Origin of the sequence: Petroclostridium sp. X23, assembly GCF_030013905.1 — a bacterium.
Lineage (GTDB): Bacteria > Bacillota > Clostridia > SK-Y3 > SK-Y3 > X23.
On the sequence record NZ_CP124862.1, the window covers coordinates 4,914,054 to 4,930,217 of the forward strand.

General features: G+C 39.0%; 14 protein-coding genes. 13 read left to right on the forward strand and 1 reads right to left on the reverse strand.

All coding sequences use genetic code 11. From position 1 onward, the window contains the following. Nucleotides 1–108: 108 nt before the first annotated feature. Entirely contained in the window at nt 109–486 is a 378-nt protein-coding gene (locus tag QKW49_RS26080) for a hypothetical protein (protein WP_349239060.1), read from the forward strand. 197 nt (nt 487–683) lie between these two features. Further along, on the forward strand, nt 684–1,127 hold the full coding sequence (locus tag QKW49_RS23085) for an AAA family ATPase (protein WP_282864983.1): 444 nt from the start codon (nt 684–686) through the stop codon (nt 1,125–1,127). A gap of 259 nt (nt 1,128–1,386) precedes the next feature. Here QKW49_RS23085 and QKW49_RS23090 read toward each other — a convergent pair whose 3' ends face one another. Continuing rightward, nucleotides 1,387–2,355 (reverse strand): hypothetical protein, encoded by a 969-nt coding sequence (locus QKW49_RS23090; protein WP_282864984.1) that lies wholly within the window; start codon nt 2,353–2,355, stop codon nt 1,387–1,389. A 716-nt stretch (nt 2,356–3,071) separates the two neighbouring features. Between QKW49_RS23090 and QKW49_RS23095 the strand changes: the two genes are divergently transcribed. From QKW49_RS23095 to QKW49_RS23145, 11 genes are all read left to right on the forward strand, one after another. Further along, nucleotides 3,072–4,103: a molybdopterin-binding protein gene (locus QKW49_RS23095; protein ID WP_282864985.1), complete on the forward strand. Its 1,032-nt coding sequence runs from the start codon at nt 3,072–3,074 to the stop codon at nt 4,101–4,103. A gap of 38 nt (nt 4,104–4,141) precedes the next feature. After that, nucleotides 4,142–6,883 carry a molybdopterin-dependent aldehyde oxidoreductase gene (locus QKW49_RS23100; RefSeq protein WP_282864986.1) on the forward strand — a complete coding sequence of 914 codons (2,742 nt, stop codon included), beginning with the start codon at nt 4,142–4,144 and terminating at the stop codon, nt 6,881–6,883. A gap of 81 nt (nt 6,884–6,964) precedes the next feature. Then, nucleotides 6,965–9,346, forward strand: a complete 2,382-nt coding sequence (locus QKW49_RS23105; RefSeq protein ID WP_282864987.1) for a pyridine nucleotide-disulfide oxidoreductase/dicluster-binding protein — start codon at nt 6,965–6,967, stop codon at nt 9,344–9,346. A gap of 3 nt (nt 9,347–9,349) precedes the next feature. Beyond that, nucleotides 9,350–9,556 carry a DVU_1557 family redox protein gene (locus QKW49_RS23110; protein ID WP_282864988.1) on the forward strand — a complete coding sequence of 69 codons (207 nt, stop codon included), beginning with the start codon at nt 9,350–9,352 and terminating at the stop codon, nt 9,554–9,556. A gap of 1 nt (nt 9,557) precedes the next feature. Continuing rightward, the gene (trsM, locus tag QKW49_RS23115; RefSeq protein ID WP_282864989.1) at nt 9,558–10,292 is read left to right on the forward strand and encodes a DVU_1556 family methyltransferase; all 735 of its coding nucleotides are present in this window, start codon (nt 9,558–9,560) and stop codon (nt 10,290–10,292) included. Further along, a complete protein-coding gene (locus QKW49_RS23120) occupies nt 10,285–10,737 on the forward strand; it encodes a DVU_1555 family C-GCAxxG-C-C protein (RefSeq protein ID WP_282864990.1) in 453 nt (150 codons plus the stop codon). The genes trsM and QKW49_RS23120 overlap by 8 nt, the downstream gene beginning before the upstream one ends. Nucleotides 10,738–10,739: 2 nt before the next feature. Beyond that, entirely contained in the window at nt 10,740–12,089 is a 1,350-nt protein-coding gene (gene trsS, locus QKW49_RS23125) for a radical SAM (seleno)protein TrsS (RefSeq protein WP_282868223.1), read from the forward strand. Nucleotides 12,090–12,105: 16 nt separating this feature from the next. Next, entirely contained in the window at nt 12,106–13,413 is a 1,308-nt protein-coding gene (locus QKW49_RS23130; protein WP_282864991.1) for a DVU_1553 family AMP-dependent CoA ligase, read from the forward strand. Between the two features lie 3 nt (nt 13,414–13,416). Further along, complete coding sequence (locus QKW49_RS23135) at nt 13,417–14,475, forward strand: XdhC family aldehyde oxidoreductase maturation factor (protein ID WP_282864992.1); 1,059 nt, start codon at nt 13,417–13,419, stop codon at nt 14,473–14,475. Further along, nucleotides 14,462–15,568, forward strand: a complete 1,107-nt coding sequence (locus QKW49_RS23140; protein WP_282864993.1) for a DVU_1551 family NTP transferase — start codon at nt 14,462–14,464, stop codon at nt 15,566–15,568. Before QKW49_RS23135 ends, QKW49_RS23140 begins: the two co-directional genes overlap by 14 nt. After that, nucleotides 15,561–16,163 (forward strand): histidine phosphatase family protein, encoded by a 603-nt coding sequence (locus QKW49_RS23145; RefSeq protein ID WP_282864994.1) that lies wholly within the window; start codon nt 15,561–15,563, stop codon nt 16,161–16,163. The genes QKW49_RS23140 and QKW49_RS23145 overlap by 8 nt, the downstream gene beginning before the upstream one ends. Nucleotide 16,164 lies beyond the last annotated feature (1 nt).

Genomic DNA, 16,164 nt, shown 5'->3' on the forward strand with positions numbered 1-16,164 from the left:
ATCTTATCATCATATAAAATACCTAAGCTTATACAAATAGTACATTCATTCATTTGTATAAAAGCTTAGGTATTTTATTATATCGCATCATTACAAAGATTTGGTTCTGTGAGCAGTATTGACAAGTTCCATCAAATTAATATTCGGCACATTAAAGGGTATAGCGCACTCGGGAGAGATCAAATTGATACCTGCGTTAATATTTTTTATAACCTCTTCTTTAATTTCTATTCTACTGCCCTTGGCAAGGGTAAAGGGATTATTGATACTTCCTGTCAGATATCTCCAATGGTAGTGGGCTTTATTCTTGCACCTCTTCCGGAGGAAAACTTAAGACGTTCACTCATGCGTACCGGGGTTAGTTTTATGCCCATTCTTACATCCCCCATTGCAGGGGTATTTCTCGTATTAACTGTTGTCATGGTGGTGATCGCATTTTTGAACGAAAGAAAAGAAGCTAAAAAAGCGAAAGCATCCGCTGTTTAAATTGTATATCAAAAAAAACTTGAGTTATAATCATCCAAGTTTTTTTGCTAAATGGTAATCAAGAAATGAAAATTTACCTAAAATGATAGAGGCAAAAAAGATACATCCATTTTTAGGTAACTTAAAATTTTTTAGGGAATTTGAGAGATAATAATAGAGCAGAAAATATTTTAGTATATTAACAAAGGATTAAAGATATGTGCAAATTTATAATGATGATTGGTATACCAGGTAGTGGAAAAAGTACATTTGCGGAAGAAATTAAAAGAAAAGAAAATGGCGTAATCGTATCTTCAGATCAACTAAGGGAAGAATTGTTTGGAACTGTCTGGGAGTTTAGAAAAAATGCTGACTTATTTAGTGAAATGTTTAGTAAGTCTCATATGTACTTAAATCAAGGGAAAAGTGTTGTTTTTGATGCGACAAATATTAGAAGATCAGAACGTAAGAGCATACTGAAAAGATTCATGCCCTATTATAAGGAATGCTATTACATTAAGATATCTTTAGAAAAAGCATTATATCAAAACAAAATACGAGATAGAAATGTCCCTGAGAATGTTATAATAAGAATGTACGATAGGATTCAGGACCCACAATTGAGTGAAGGTTGGGATAAAGTAAATATTATAGATTTGTGATAATCGGAAACGTACGAAGCCTCCGTTGCTAAATCTAAAATATATTGGAGGCTTCCAAAATTCAAATATTCTTATCTATCGGTACATTATAGATAATTATTAAAAAATATTCTTAGTTCACAGTTTTTTCATCTAAAGCATTAATGGTTTTTTCATCAAACATAGTATACAACTCCTTCCAATATCATTATATCGGATTCATTTGTTTTGGTGCATGTCCAGTGCTTATTTTTAACTATTTTTTCCAATATTTTTATTTTTATACCTTTTTATTTATAGCGATTAATACGCCGTCACCAGGAAGTATCCATTCCTTAAATCCTATTTCTAAAGCGTCTTTTAAAGGGATTTCATATAATAATTTGTCTTTATGATTCCCTGAAAAACCGAAACTATACCAGGACAATTTATATAAGGGATTATTTAGTTTAAATGTGATGCTATATTCTTTGCAAGGAACAGTTACTTTATTCGAGAAGTGAGTATCATCTATTGGTACAATTGTTTCAATAATCATATCAATTTGGCATCTATGTTCAAAAGCAACTTCATAGCTTGTACTTGCATTTATGCAGTATTCATCAGTTGAATTATTACTATTGTCGCAAATCGTTAGTTTTTCGTTTATTTCTTGTGTATAATCTTTAGAATCTATTGTGAATTTTTTGATTTGATACAGATCGTTCATATCAAAGCCATTTACTTTTTGTAAGGATGCTTCGAAGGGGATTTTTGTAGTACAGGATTTTTTTCCAGCATTAATCATTTCAAGTTGTTTTCGGATTGTCTTTTTTATATAGTAGGTTGAAAACTCACAGTCAATGAAAGTTTTATATGACTTATAGTAATAACTATCTAAGAGTGATGATATTTCCTTCTCGTAAAAAGTATAGAAATTATCCTCATCATAATTTCTTCCTCTAAAATATAGTGCATGGTCAATCCTGCTTTTTATTGATCTGAGTTCTTCGTTTTTTAGTATACTGATAAAATCATTTCTTATTAACGTTTCTGCGTTTTCTGCAAAATATTTTAACGCATTAATCAAAGCAGAGGTTATTAGTGCTATACCTAAGCCTTTTATTATTGAAAGTATAGCATCGCCGAAAACTCCAATATAGAAGGCATTTTTTGCCGGAAAAAATATCTCAAGGTATGAAGCTAAAAGGATTAGAATAACCCCAGTCGTACTAGCAATAATTGTTACAATTATTAATCTCTTCTTCATTGTTTTACCCCCACATAATATAAATGCTTCTTATACCTCCCTGATAAGTGTAATGTTATCAATCCGGTAATATAAAAAACATTAAACACCCTAGTGAATATGTTAATTCCATTAATATTATATAATGCAATATATTAGAATATTACCTTAATATATCTGGAATTTTAATATATAATAAGCATCAAAGCAGGATTTGCCGTGTATCTACCGTGAAAGGGTTTATCAAGATGGAAAATTGACCGGCAATTATCCGGGAAAGCTTTTAAGATGAGGTGAGAAATGCGAAGACAAAGAAGTAAATAAATGCGATATACAAAAATCTCCATGATAAGAACCGGTTCTTAGATGTGTTAGGAGCAAGTTCTGTGTTATGGAGATTTTTCGCGTCAAAAAGTCCATACTAACGCTGTTGTTTTTAATCATCATTATTGCTGGTATGAAGGAGCTGAAACCACTTTGAAATGTATTTTAAATTTATAAAGCAATAATATAGATCTATTTAGTATAGATGTGTTAAAAAAGCGCGTTGTATAAAAAACGAACAGTTTCCATGGGAAAAAACGCTCAAATATCGAACGAATTTAAAATATTTGAAATGCCAGCTCCCAATTCATGCGGCTTTTAGATTTGGCATGGAATTTGCTTTATATATTGTTGTAAGTATTTTAAGTATCAATCATTAATAGCGCTGTGATGAAACGAAGGGGAGTCGGGATATGAAAATGATACCTGTTGAACAATCTATAGGAATGGTGCTGGCGCATGATATGACAGAAATCATTCCTGGAAAATATAAAGGTGCTGCCTTTAAAAAAGGGCACATCGTAGAAGAAGAAGATATTCCAAGATTGTTGAATATGGGAAAAGAGAACATCTATATTATAGAGTACAAAGAAGGTGATATTCACGAAGATGAAGCAGCCTTCCGTATGGCAACAGCGGCAGCAGGTAAAGGTATAACATTTTCTGAAGCATCAGAGGGGAAAGTAAACCTTTTTGCTGAATATTCCGGACTGTTGAAGATTAATGCAAAGGCATTAATTGAAATCAATGATATTCATGAGATTGTCGTATCAACACTTCATACCAATCAATTGGTCAATAAAGGTACCCTTGTGGCCGGAACAAAGATCATTCCCTTAAAGATTGAAGAAAAGAAGATTGTTTGGATGGAACGCATCTGCAAGCATAATAATCCCATCATACAGGTTGTGCCTCTGCGCAAGTTAAGAGCCGGTGTTGTAACAACAGGAAATGAAGTTTTTTATAAACGTATTCCTGACAGATTTGGTCCGGCACTCACTAAGAAATTTCAGGACATGGGATGTGAAGTGTTTAAACAGTTGTTTTCAAAAGACGATCCGGATATGATTGCAGATTCTGTCAAAGAGTTAATAAAAGAGAACGCAGATATCGTATTGGTTACAGGGGGCATGTCGGTAGATCCTGATGACGTCACGCCCACCGGTATAAAAAGAACAGGTGCGCAAATTATCTCCTATGGTGCACCTACCATGCCGGGAGCGATGTTTTTACTATCGTATATAGGAGATGTTCCGGTTTTGGGATTGCCTGGCTGTGTCATGTACAGCAAAAGGACCATCTTTGATTTGGTTGTTCCCAGACTGGTAGCGGGAGAAAGAATAGAAAGGAAAGATATCATTCAATTGGCCCATGGGGGATTGTGCTTGGTATGTGATGAATGCAGATATCCCAACTGTGGGTTTGGAAAAAGCGGGCAGTACTAAAAATTAATATAAATAATAAAACTAAAGGGGGCATTAAAATGATTAAGAAAACACTCATTATCAACGGAGTGGAACAACGGTTGGTAGTTGCGCCGGACACTACGTTGGCAAACGTAATTAGAAAGCAAGCCCATCTTACAGGTACTAAAGTAGGATGCGGTAAAGGCGAATGCGGGACATGTTCCGTCATCCTGGATGGAAAAGTGGTAAGATCCTGTATTGTAAAAGTTTCCAGGGTCCGTGATGAAGCTGAAATTATCACCATTGAAGGTGTAGGGACAAAAGATAACCTTCATCCGCTGCAGTTGGCATGGATGGTTAATGGGGGAGCACAATGCGGATTCTGTACACCTGGGTTCATTGTGTCCGCCAAAGCGCTGCTGGACCAAAACATAAACCCGACAAGAGAAGAGGTAAGGGATTGGTTCCAAAAGAACAGAAACCTTTGCAGATGTACCGGATATAAGCCATTGGTGGATGGTGTAATGGATGCTGCCAAGTTGATGAGAGGAGAAATAACGAAAGAAGATTTATGGTTCCAACTGAAGGAAGGCGACAGCATACTGGGTACTCCTGTAGTTCGTCCGTCCGCACTCGCAAAAGTAACAGGCACATGGGATTTCGGCGCGGATTTAGGACTGAAGCTTCCTGAAAATACGTTGCACATGAAAGTAGTACAAGCGAAAGTATCCCATGCAAATATACTGTCCATAGATACTTCGGAAGCAGAGAAAATGCCCGGCGTTTTCAAAGTGCTTACCTATAAGGATGTTCCGGGAACCAACAGGATCAATGGACTTGCGTTCCCTGAGAATAAGGGTGACGGTAAAGAAAGACCTATCCTTAATGATAAGAAAGTATTCCAGTTTGGTGATGTCCTGGCAGCAGTTCTTGCAGATACTCCAACGCAGGCACAAGAGGCAGCGGAAAAGGTGAAGGTTGAATTGGAAGTACTGCCGGCCTATATGAGCGCACCGGAAGCAATGGCGGAAGATGCTATCGAGATCCATCCGGGAACACCGAATGTATATTTTGAGACAGGGAGAGTCAAGGGCGAGGATACAAAACCTTTGATGGAAAGTCTTCCGTATGTTATTGAAGATGATTTCTATGTAGGTAGACAGCCCCATCTTCCTTTGGAACCTGATGTAGGTTTTGCGTATCTTGATGAGAATGGAAAACTTATCGTACATTCTAAGAGTATCGCAATTCATTGCCATGCTTTGATGGTGGCAGAAGGAATCGGGATTCCTTTAGAAAAATTAACTATCGTACAGAATCCTACAGGTGCAACCTTCGGATATAAATTCAGTCCTACCAATGAAGCACTGTTGGGTGTTGCCGCATTAGTCACAAAAAGACCGGTATTTCTGGAATTCGACATGTTCCAGCAGATTACTTATACCGGAAAAAGATCTCCATTCTTTATTAATCTTAAGTTTGGTGCCGATAAGGATGGCAAGCTGAAAGCGATGGAAGCAGACTGGACTGTTGACCACGGCCCATACTGTGAATTCGGTGATCTTCTTACAATGAGAGGTACCCAGTTCATTGGTGCGAACTACAATATTCCAAACGACAGAAGCCAAGGAAGATGCGTTGCTACCAATCATGGTTGGGGTTCTGCTTTTAGAGGATACGGATCACCCCAGAGCTTATTTGCAACAGAAGTCTTAATTGATGAAATGGCAGAAAAAATAGGCATGGATCCATTGGAATTCAGATATTTGAACGTTTATAGAGAGGGTTCTACCACACCTACCGGTTGTGCGCCCGATGTAATAGCATTTCCACAGGCAATAGATACAATGAGGCCGCTTTATAAGGAAGCAAAAGCAAGAGTGGCAGAAAAGAATAAGAAGGCGGAAGCGGAAGGCAGCAACATTAGATACGGCGTGGGTATATCCTTGAATAACTATGGCTGCGGTCTTGATGGTGCAGATACATCAAATGCATGGGCAGAAATCACGCCTACAGGAGTGACGGTTGGAAATTCGTGGGAAGACCACGGACAAGGTGCCGATATGGGAACACTGGCATTTGCCTATGAAACCTTGAGACCTTTGGGAATAAAACCCGAACAGATTAAGTTAGTCATGAATGATATGGATTTCACTCCGGACAGCGGTCCTTCGGGCGGAAGCCGTCAAAATGTTGTAACAGGAAGTGCTACTAAGGTTGCCTGTGAAAACCTGCTGGCTGCACTTAAAAAGAAGGACGGTACGTACAGAACCTATGATGAAATGGTTGCTGAGAACCTGCCGGTTAAATACGAAGGAAAATGGACTGCTCCCGGTACCGCATGTGACGTAACTACCGGACAAGGAGAACCATTTAAAGTGCATATGTATGGTGTCATCATGTCGGAAGTTGCTGTGGATACCACTACAGGTAAGACGGCAGTTGAAAAAATGACCATCGTATCCGACTGCGGAACCATCATCAATAAATTATTGGTAGAAGGACAGCTTTTAGGCGGACTTGCACAAGGGATCGGTTTAGCTTTATATGAAGATTTTGAAGATTTGAAAAAACACACTACACTTACCGGCTGCGGATTCCCTCAAATAAAGAATATACCGGATGATATGGTGATCATCCATCAAGAAACACCAAGACCATTCGGACCTTACGGAGCTGCCGGAGCTGGAGAAATGCCGCTTTCAGCGCCACATGCAGCCGTTATTAATGCGATTTATAATGCGACCGGTGTGCGTATTACCAAGCTGCCCGCATATCCTGAAAAAGTGCTGGAAGGTTTGCAACAGCTTAAAAAATAGTTATCACTAAATAATAATATAATGAACCTGATGGGGATAAAACCGGCTTTGCGGGTTTTATCCCCATAGGAGGTGGTGTAAATGGATTACGATAAATTATTGGAGACAGGGGACAAGTGTATCCATGACGAGCCTGCGGCATGTACGGCGTGGTGTCCTTTGCATATGGATGTAACTGCATTTATGGCAGAGATGCAAAAAGGTGATTTTAAAAAGGCCTATAAAGTAATGGAGAAAAGAATTCCATTTACAAGGATCATTGGGTTAGTGTGTGATCATCCTTGTGAAAGTGTTTGTGTAAGAAATGGATGTGATGAAGCAGTCAGCATATCGGAGCTGGAAAAAGCTGCTGTAATCCTTGGGTATACGCCACCGAAAAAAACGCTGCCAATCCCCAAAAAAAATGGAAAAGTGGCTGTTTTAGGCGGAGGAATGAATGGAATAACGGCTGCGTTTGAATTGGACAAAAAAGGTTTTGTAGTAGCGATATATGAGAAATCCGACAAATTAGGTGGATATATATGGGATTGTGAAGGCGCCATTCTTGATAAGAAGATCATTGAAGAAGAGCTGCAAGTTATTCACAAGATAGGTATTCATGTAAATTTAAATCATAAAATCAATCAGACAGATTTGGAAAAAATAATCGTAGAATATGATGCGGTTTACCTGGCAACGGGCGAATGGGAAGAAACACTAAATATAAATCCGGAAACTTTTCAAGTGGAAGATTCTCCATTGTTTGCAGGAGGTAGCCTTTTAAATAGAAATAACTCAATGATTGATGCGGTAAGCTCAGGCAAAAGAGCGGCCGTATCCATTGAAAGATATGTTAAAAAAATTTCAATGACAGCTTCCCGGGATAGGGAAGGGTCTTTTGAAACACCGTTGAATTTTGAGATGGATGATGTACAGCCTGTAATGAGGGTGAACAAGGCATCAGGGGTTTATAATGAAGATGAAGCGGTAAAAGAAGCGGAGAGATGCTTAAAGTGCAGGTGTAATCAATGTATTAAAGCCTGTAGCCATATGAAGAAATTCCAGATGCCACCTAAGAGATATACCCGGCAGATCAATCATAATGAGAATGTCATCATGGGAACGCGCTATGCAAACAAAATGATCAATTCGTGTACATTATGCGGGCTGTGTAAAGAACAATGCTTTTTAGATATCAGCATGAAGGACATTATCCAAGAAACCAGAGAAAGTATGGTGGAGAGGGATAAAATGCCTCCGTCTGCTCATGATTTTGCGTTGAAGGATATGGCATTCAGTAATAGCAGCAAGTTTTTTATGGTAAAATCCCCACCTCCCATCCCGGATGAAAAGAGAAGGGAAAGAGAACGGGAGTTGTTTACCTATCCACGTATTACTTTTTCAAATTATGCGAAATCGATGTATAAAGGGGAAGCGCCAGAGAATGCGAAAGTGGATTACCTGTTTTATCCCGGATGTCAATTGTCGGCGTCTTACCCGGAATATGTACAAAAAACTTATGAGTACTTGCTTTCCGGTATTAAGGAAGGTGTAGGATTAATGTTAGGCTGCTGCGGTGCTCCGGCGGATTGGGCGGGAAGAAAAGATTTGATGCAGGAGAATGTTCAAAAGCTGAAAGAGATTTGGCTTGAGAAAGGAAAGCCGACCTTTATCTTGGCATGTTCCAGTTGCTTGAGCATTTTTGAAAAGTATTTACAGGATATAGAAGTAGTATCTTTGTGGGAGATCTTTCAAAGATTTGGCATTCCTTCAAATAACGGAAAAATGCAAAATTATGTATTAAATGTTCATGACGCCTGCGCTACACGGAATAATAAAATGATCCATGACAGTGTAAGAAAGATTGCATCTGCGTTGGGGTATGAAATAGAGGAATTGAAGTATTCCAAAGACAAGACAAAGTGCTGTGGCTATGGAGGATTGGTGTATTATGCCAACCGGGAGCAGGCTGAGGACTTTGTAAAAGACCGGATGGATGAAAGCAGCGATGATTTGCTTGTTTATTGCGCGATGTGTAAAGATTTGTTTGTAAGCGGAGGGAAAAGAACCTATCATATCTTGGATTTGATATTTGCGCAGGATTTAGAAAACATTGCCCTCAAAAAAATGCCTAACCTATCCCAAAGACATGAAAATAGAATGCAATTGAAAAGTAAACTTTTAAAAGAGCTATGGAGGGAACAAACGGGAATGGAATCGGAAAAAAGTAATGGCTTGAACTTGATCATCCCTGATGAAGTATGGGAAATGATGGAACAGCGCTATATCTTGAAAGAAGACATTGCAAAAGTAGTTGCGAATGCGCAAGCAACCGGGGAACGATTCTTTAATCCTAAAGACTCAAACTATTTGGCTAGGCTGAGACTGGATAATATTACCTATTGGGTCAAGTATCAAGAGCATGAAGAAGGGATACTGATCAACAGCGTTTACGGCCACAGAATGGAAGTAGTGGAGGAGTAGAACATGAAAAGTGAACATCAAAAGGATTTGCCGTGGCTATGTGATAAATGCAAAAAAGAACTAGAGTATCGTAAGGTAAAGGTACGTTATTTGGGCGGGCATTTTGAAGTAGAATTAATGAAATGCCCTCAATGCAATATGGTATTTATTGAGGAGGATTTAGCACTAGGCAAGATGCTGGAGGTAGAAAAAGGATTGGAGGATAAATAGGGTGAAATGCTGCAATGCATATGAGAGTGACATCATGAAAGAAACGATGGGACACACACTCAGGCCGGGAGGCTTCAATCTGACTGAAAAAGGGGTGCGCTTCTGTAACATCTCTACAGCACATCGGGTGTTGGATTTGGGATGCGGACGAGGAGCTACGGTAGTTTATCTGAAAGAAAGACATCATATCCAAGCGGTAGGCATCGATCCTTCGGAAAAATTGATAGAGGCTGCGAGAAAATTGTGTGAGGGTTTGGAGTTTGTCATCGGAAGAGGGGAGGATATTCCGTTTGATGACCGAAACTTTCAATGTGTATTTGCAGAATGCACCTTATCTCTCATGGATGATGTGGACAGTGCAATAAAGGAAGTCTACAGGGTATTAGAAGACAAGGGATGGTTTATAATTACCGATGTTTACGCCAAACATTCCGATAATATTGAGGAACTTAATCAATTCTCCTTAAATAGCTGTATGAGAGGACTTCACGACCTGGGAGTGCTGATTGAAAAACTGGAAGGATCGGGGTTTGAAATTCATCTTTTGGAGGATCATAGTGATCTGCTAAAACAACTGATGGTAAAAATAGGGTTTTCCTATGGATCAATGGATGTTTTTTGGAATATTACAACGCAAAACTGCATTGACGGATGTAAATTTCAGCAAGCATTAAAACGTTGTAAACCCGGATATTTTATGTTAGTGGCCAGAAAGGGAGGGGTCAATCGTGGATAATATCGCTTTTGAAATGTATAAGCTGGCGAGTTCCGGTTACTGCTGTACTCAAATTATGATGAAAATGGCACTGGAAGCGGAAGAAAAAGAAAATGACGATTTGATTAGGGCTGTAAATGGTCTCTGTATGGGTATCGGCAGTACTCAAAAAACATGCGGGGTCTTAACAGGAGGGGTCGCAATCCTGGGGCTCTATGCAGGGAAAGGGGATGAAACCGAATACCAAAAGCAAGAATATGCCGGTATGGTGAATGAATATATCCAGTGGTTTGAAAGCAGGTTCGGAAGCACGGAATGCCATGATATTATTGGTGTGGGTAACATCACCGACTATACTACCAATCAGAACTATTTATTAAAATGTGGAGATATACTGGTGGAAAGCTATAGAAATATACAGCAAATATTGATGAATCACGGTTTTGAATTCGGGAGCAGAGAATAATGATGGATAATACTAAAGTGATTTCAAAAACACAAAGTCTATGTCCGGTCTGTTTAAAAAAGATCGATGCCAATATATTTTCACAAGGTACAAACGCTTATATGGAAAAAATCTGCCCGGTTCATGGGAGCTTTAGGACCATTATATGGAAAGGTAGAACTCCCATTGAGAAATGGGTTAGAAAAAAGGAGAGAGCCTATATAAATAACCCTCTTACTGAAATAAGGAGAGGCTGTCCTTTTGATTGCGGATTATGCAGTGAACATAGGCAGCATACTTGTACGGCATTAATAGAAGTTACGCATCACTGTAATTTGCAATGCCGTTTTTGTTTTGCTGATTCCAATCCCTCTAAAAAGGAGGAGCCATCCCTAAAACAAATACAGTTTCAGTATCAAAGTGTGCTTAAAGCATCAGGCGTGTGCAATATACAGCTTTCGGGGGGAGAACCTACCGTAAGAGATGATTTGCCTGCCATCATCAGGATGGGTAAAGAGTTGGGCTTCCAATTCATACAGGTGAATACAAACGGGCTGCGTATTGCCCAAGATGAGGAATTTGTAAAAGAAATGAAAATGGCCGGGCTGGATTCGATTTTTTTACAATTTGACGGTACAAATGATATAATATATAAAAAGCTCAGAGGAAGAGAGCTGCTGGCGGTAAAGATCAGAGCGATAGAAAATTGCAATAAATATGGTATAGGGATTGTATTGGTTCCGACAATCGTTCCCAAAGTAAATGTGGATAACATAGCGGATATCATAGATTTTGCATTGCAGTATGTTCCGGCAGTCAGGGGAGTACACTTTCAGCCTGTAAGCTATTTTGGCAGAATTCCTTGTGCTCCGAAGGAGGAAGACAGGATTACCCTGCCTGAGGTTATGGAAGAAATCGAGAAGCAAACAGCGGGAAAAATCAAGTTGGAAAGCTTGAAACCTCCGGGATGTGAAAATGCATTATGCTCCTTTCACGGTAATTATCTTTATAAAGGGAATTGGAAACTGCAGCCTTTAACCGGTCATTCAAGCTGCTGCTGTAAAACTGAAAAGGCAGAAGAGGGAGCCATCAAAGCAAAAGAGTATGTTTCACGCAACTGGTCCTATAGAAAATCAGAAGAGGATAAAGAAAACTGTACTTCGCAGACTAGTTCAGGATGGGATGAAATATTGGACAATATTCATAACAATTCTTTTAGTATTTCTGCCATGGCTTTTCAGGATGTTTGGAATGTTAATCTGGAGAGAGTGAAAGATTGCTGTATTCATGTGGTGAATCCCGAAGGGAAGCTGATTCCCTTTTGCCTTTATAACCTGACGGATATGCAAGGACGTACGTTATATAGAACATAGAAATGAGAGATGAACTATGAAGCTGACACCCCTTGAACACTGGATCATGAATAAATCCGGCATAAAGGAGAGGGACAGAAACGCATTAGAGGCGTACCAACTGAATAAAATAAAAGAGATGATACATTATGCGAAGAAAAACTGCTTGTTTTACAGCGGGCAATTAAGAGACATTGATGCAGATGAAATTCAATATCTAGAAGATTTACAGCGTATCCCTTTTACTATTCCGAATCAGATAAAGGAAAATCCCCTTTCTTTTTTGTGTGTACCTCTGCGGGATATCAAAAGGATTGTGACATTGAACAGTTCGGGAACAAGCGGTGAAGAAAAAAGAATCTATTTTACCGAAGAAGACCTGGGTCTTACTGTTGACTTTTTCAAGCATGGTATGGACTGTTTGGCGGATGAGACGGATAAAGTGCTGGTACTTTTGCCGGGCAAGGCTTATGGCAGCATAGGGGATTTATTAAAAAAGGCATTAGCGATGTCAAAGATAGAGTGTTTTGTACAGGGAGTCCTTAACGATCCGGAAGAAACAGCAAGATGTATTGCACAAAATAATATTACTTGTATCGTTGGAATTCCTATGCAGGTGTTGTATTTCAGCAGAATTAAAGCAGATGTTTTCAAAAGAAATATAAAAAAAGTTCTGCTTAGTACAGATTATGTGCCGGAAGTTTTAATCCGGGAATTAACGGTGCAGCATGGGTGCAGAGTTTTTACCCATTATGGTATGACTGAAATGGGATACGGCGGGGGTGTGGAATGCGAGGCTTTGGATGGGTACCACATGAGGGAAGCAGATTTGTACTTTGAAATCGTTCATCCTGAGACCGGTCAGGTACTTCCGGACGGACAGTGGGGTGAAGTAGTATTCACAACTCTTACAAGGCAGGCCATGCCTCTTATTAGATATAAGACGGGAGATATAGGATCATTTTCATCAACCTCTTGCGCTTGTGGGACTTTTTTAAAAGCCATGAGAAGGGTATTAGGGAGAATAGACAATAAAGTCTGTATAACGGAGAATCAATGCATATATTTGAGAGAGCTGGATGAAACGGTGCTATCTTTTAAGGAAGTGATGGATTACAGAGCCTATATATCTGACGGGAATAGCTTAATTATTGAACTTGCGGCACGAAACAATGCAGCGTTCCGAATGATTGAAGGTGAAGTAGTACGCAATATAGAAGATGCCTTATATAAAAAATCCGGATATAAAATAAGCGTAAAAGTATTGGAAAAGCAGGACAATAATAGCCACAAAATAACCAATAGCATGATCAAAAGAAAGATTTATGACTGCAGGGGGAGTTGAAAGATGAAAGATATTTATGAACTCATGAAAGAGTTGCTGGATTGCAAAGAGAATTTCGTATTAGCTACTATTTTAAAAAAATCCGGTTCTGCACCCAGGGAAGAAGGAACAAAAATGCTGGTTAGAAAACATTTATCTATCAACGGTACCATTGGGGGCGGACTATTAGAAGCGATGACGATCAAGTTATCGTCAAAGGTATTTAAAAATAATGAATTCATTATTGAAGATTTCAGTCTATCCAATCAAGAAGCTTCAACCTTGGGGATGGTATGTGGCGGAGATGTACAGGTGTTGCTGGAATATGTAGACTGCGAGGATTCAGGAGTGGTTGAAATATATTCTAAAGCAATAGAACTAAAAAAAGAAAAAATTGATTTTTTTATGATAACAAAATTATCAGAGCATCAAAAGAAGATCATGGGAGCGGATAAATGGATCTGTACTGAAACAGGATTTTATGGTATTGAAACTGATGAGGTTCAAGGGATTATAAGAAAAATCCGGGAGAATTTTTACGGGATGAGAGTACAGGAAGTTATTGCTGGAAATGAAGGATACTTAGTAGAACCTTTTTTAAATTATGAAAGTGCTGTGATTATTGGAGCGGGACATGTAGCACAAAAAATAGCAGACATTACAAAAATGCTGGGTTTTTATACTGTAGTGGTGGATGATCGTGAAGAGTTTGCTAATAGAGAAAGGTTTAATACGGCCGATGAAATAAAGGTAATCCCGTCTTTTGATAATCTGCCCAACTATGTTATAATAAATAACAATAGTTATGTAATTATCGTAACCAGAGGTCATGCTTATGACAAAGAGGTACTGGCACAGATGCTTAAGACCAATGCAAAATACATCGGCATGATTGGAAGCAGGAGTAAAAGGGAATTTGTCTATAGCAGTCTTCTGAATGAAGGATTTACTTCGGCAGATTTGGATAGGGTCTATAGCCCTATTGGGCTTCCCATCTATGCACAAACACCGGAAGAGATCGCCGTCAGCATCGCAGCGGAATTGATAAAAGTGAAAAGAGGACCGCAAAATGAGAAACGATAGAATTGCTTCCATTATTGTATCTGCGGGGTATTCTTCCAGAATGGGCAGTTTTAAGCCTCTGCTAAAATTTGGGGAGACTACAGCGGTAGAGATGGTTGTCAATGCCCATAAAAGTGCCGGTATTGATGAAATCATCGTTGTGACAGGACATAAAGGATGCGAAGTTGCCGAAAAATTGAATCATTTAGATGTTCGGTGCGTACCGAATGAGAGTTACCGACAGGGTATGTTTTCATCGGTATGGAAGGGTGTGGAAACACTGGATACGGATATTGCAGCGTTTTTTTTACATCCTGTAGATATTCCTCTTGTAAAGAGAGAGACGGTTGAGATGCTCAAAAGCAAGTATATCGAACATGGAAAAGGTATTTTGTACCCAGAATTTTGCGGGGATAAGGGTCATCCGCCTTTGATAGACTGCAAATATAAGAAGGCCATCTTAGATGATGACGGGTACGGGGGATTGAAAAAAATACTTGAAAACTTTGCAGATGATGCTTTATGCGTTCCGGTATTTGATGAGTCAGTCCTTATGGATATGGATACCCCGGAAGATTACGAAAGGCTTTTAGAGTATTTCTATTCCGGTGCACCCAGTAGAAAAGAATGCCATGCTATTATGAATCATTATAACATTCCTAAGCATATTGTAAGTCATTGTATACAAGTAGCCGGTGTATCGAATGATATCCTTAACAATTTAAAACGCACGGGGTGTGAATTGGATCGATCAGCTTTGGAAGCTGCCGCGCTATTACACGATATTGCAAGAAAGGAAAGAAATCATGCCAAGATAGGCGGAAAGATCATTGAAGAGATCGGATATAAAAAGGTAGGTGCTATCATAGCGACCCACACCGATATTAAAGTAGATGAAGATGATATGATTACTGAAAATGAGATACTTTACCTGGCGGACAAACTGGTAAAAGAAGATAAAGTTGTAGCTCTTAAAGATAGATTTGCGTTGGCATTGAAAGCATACGGTGATCACCCTGAAGTTCTGATGAAAATAAAAAATAGATGGGATGCCGCCAATAAAATTATAAGGAAGATAGAAAAAAGAACTGGAAGAGGATTTCATTATGGATAAGACGATTTACCTGATCAGGCATGGTGAAATTGACTACGGGACAGAAAAACGTTATATAGGAACGACGGACTTACCGCTTAGTACTGGCGGGATTAAACAAATCGGCAGGCTTAAAGAATATTTTGGCGGTATTAGGCTTGAAAAAGCTTATATCAGCCCATTGAAAAGGTGTGTGCAGACTTCTGACATAATATTGGAAGACAGAAATATTGAACGGATACCGGTCAATGGGTTGAGAGAAATCAGTATGGGGGATTGGGAGAACTTTCCTTTGGAATATATAAGGAATCGTTTTTCTGAGCAGTATGAACGAAGAGGGGAAAATATCGATGTTTTCGTACCTCCCGGAGGGGAAAGCTTTGAGCATTTGCAAAAAAGAGTCATGCCTGCTTTTGAAAACATCATTAAAAGCACAACCGAAAGCGCTTTAGTGGTTGCGCATGCAGGAGTGAACCGGGTCATCCTAAGTAAACTTCTGGGCTATCCATTGAAAGAAATACTTAAAATAGGTCAGCCCTATGGATGTATCAATCAACTTCATTGGGATGGAAGATGTCAACGATGGTTGTGTGAGACAATATGTTTGAAGGGGTAAT

What these genes read in the sequence shown, in the direction of transcription:
- QKW49_RS23085 (WP_282864983.1), top strand. Translation starts at nt 684, where the DNA reads ATGTGCAAATTTATAATGATGATTGGTATACCAGGTAGTGGAAAAAGT.
- QKW49_RS23090 (WP_282864984.1), bottom strand. Translation starts at nt 2,355, where the DNA reads ATGAAGAAGAGATTAATAATTGTAACAATTATTGCTAGTACGACTGGG.
- QKW49_RS23095 (WP_282864985.1), top strand. Translation starts at nt 3,072, where the DNA reads ATGAAAATGATACCTGTTGAACAATCTATAGGAATGGTGCTGGCGCAT.
- QKW49_RS23100 (WP_282864986.1), top strand. Translation starts at nt 4,142, where the DNA reads ATGATTAAGAAAACACTCATTATCAACGGAGTGGAACAACGGTTGGTA.
- QKW49_RS23105 (WP_282864987.1), top strand. Translation starts at nt 6,965, where the DNA reads ATGGATTACGATAAATTATTGGAGACAGGGGACAAGTGTATCCATGAC.
- QKW49_RS23110 (WP_282864988.1), top strand. Translation starts at nt 9,350, where the DNA reads ATGAAAAGTGAACATCAAAAGGATTTGCCGTGGCTATGTGATAAATGC.
- trsS (WP_282868223.1), top strand. Translation starts at nt 10,740, where the DNA reads ATGGATAATACTAAAGTGATTTCAAAAACACAAAGTCTATGTCCGGTC.
- QKW49_RS23130 (WP_282864991.1), top strand. Translation starts at nt 12,106, where the DNA reads ATGAAGCTGACACCCCTTGAACACTGGATCATGAATAAATCCGGCATA.
- QKW49_RS23135 (WP_282864992.1), top strand. Translation starts at nt 13,417, where the DNA reads ATGAAAGATATTTATGAACTCATGAAAGAGTTGCTGGATTGCAAAGAG.
- QKW49_RS23140 (WP_282864993.1), top strand. Translation starts at nt 14,462, where the DNA reads ATGAGAAACGATAGAATTGCTTCCATTATTGTATCTGCGGGGTATTCT.
- QKW49_RS23145 (WP_282864994.1), top strand. Translation starts at nt 15,561, where the DNA reads ATGGATAAGACGATTTACCTGATCAGGCATGGTGAAATTGACTACGGG.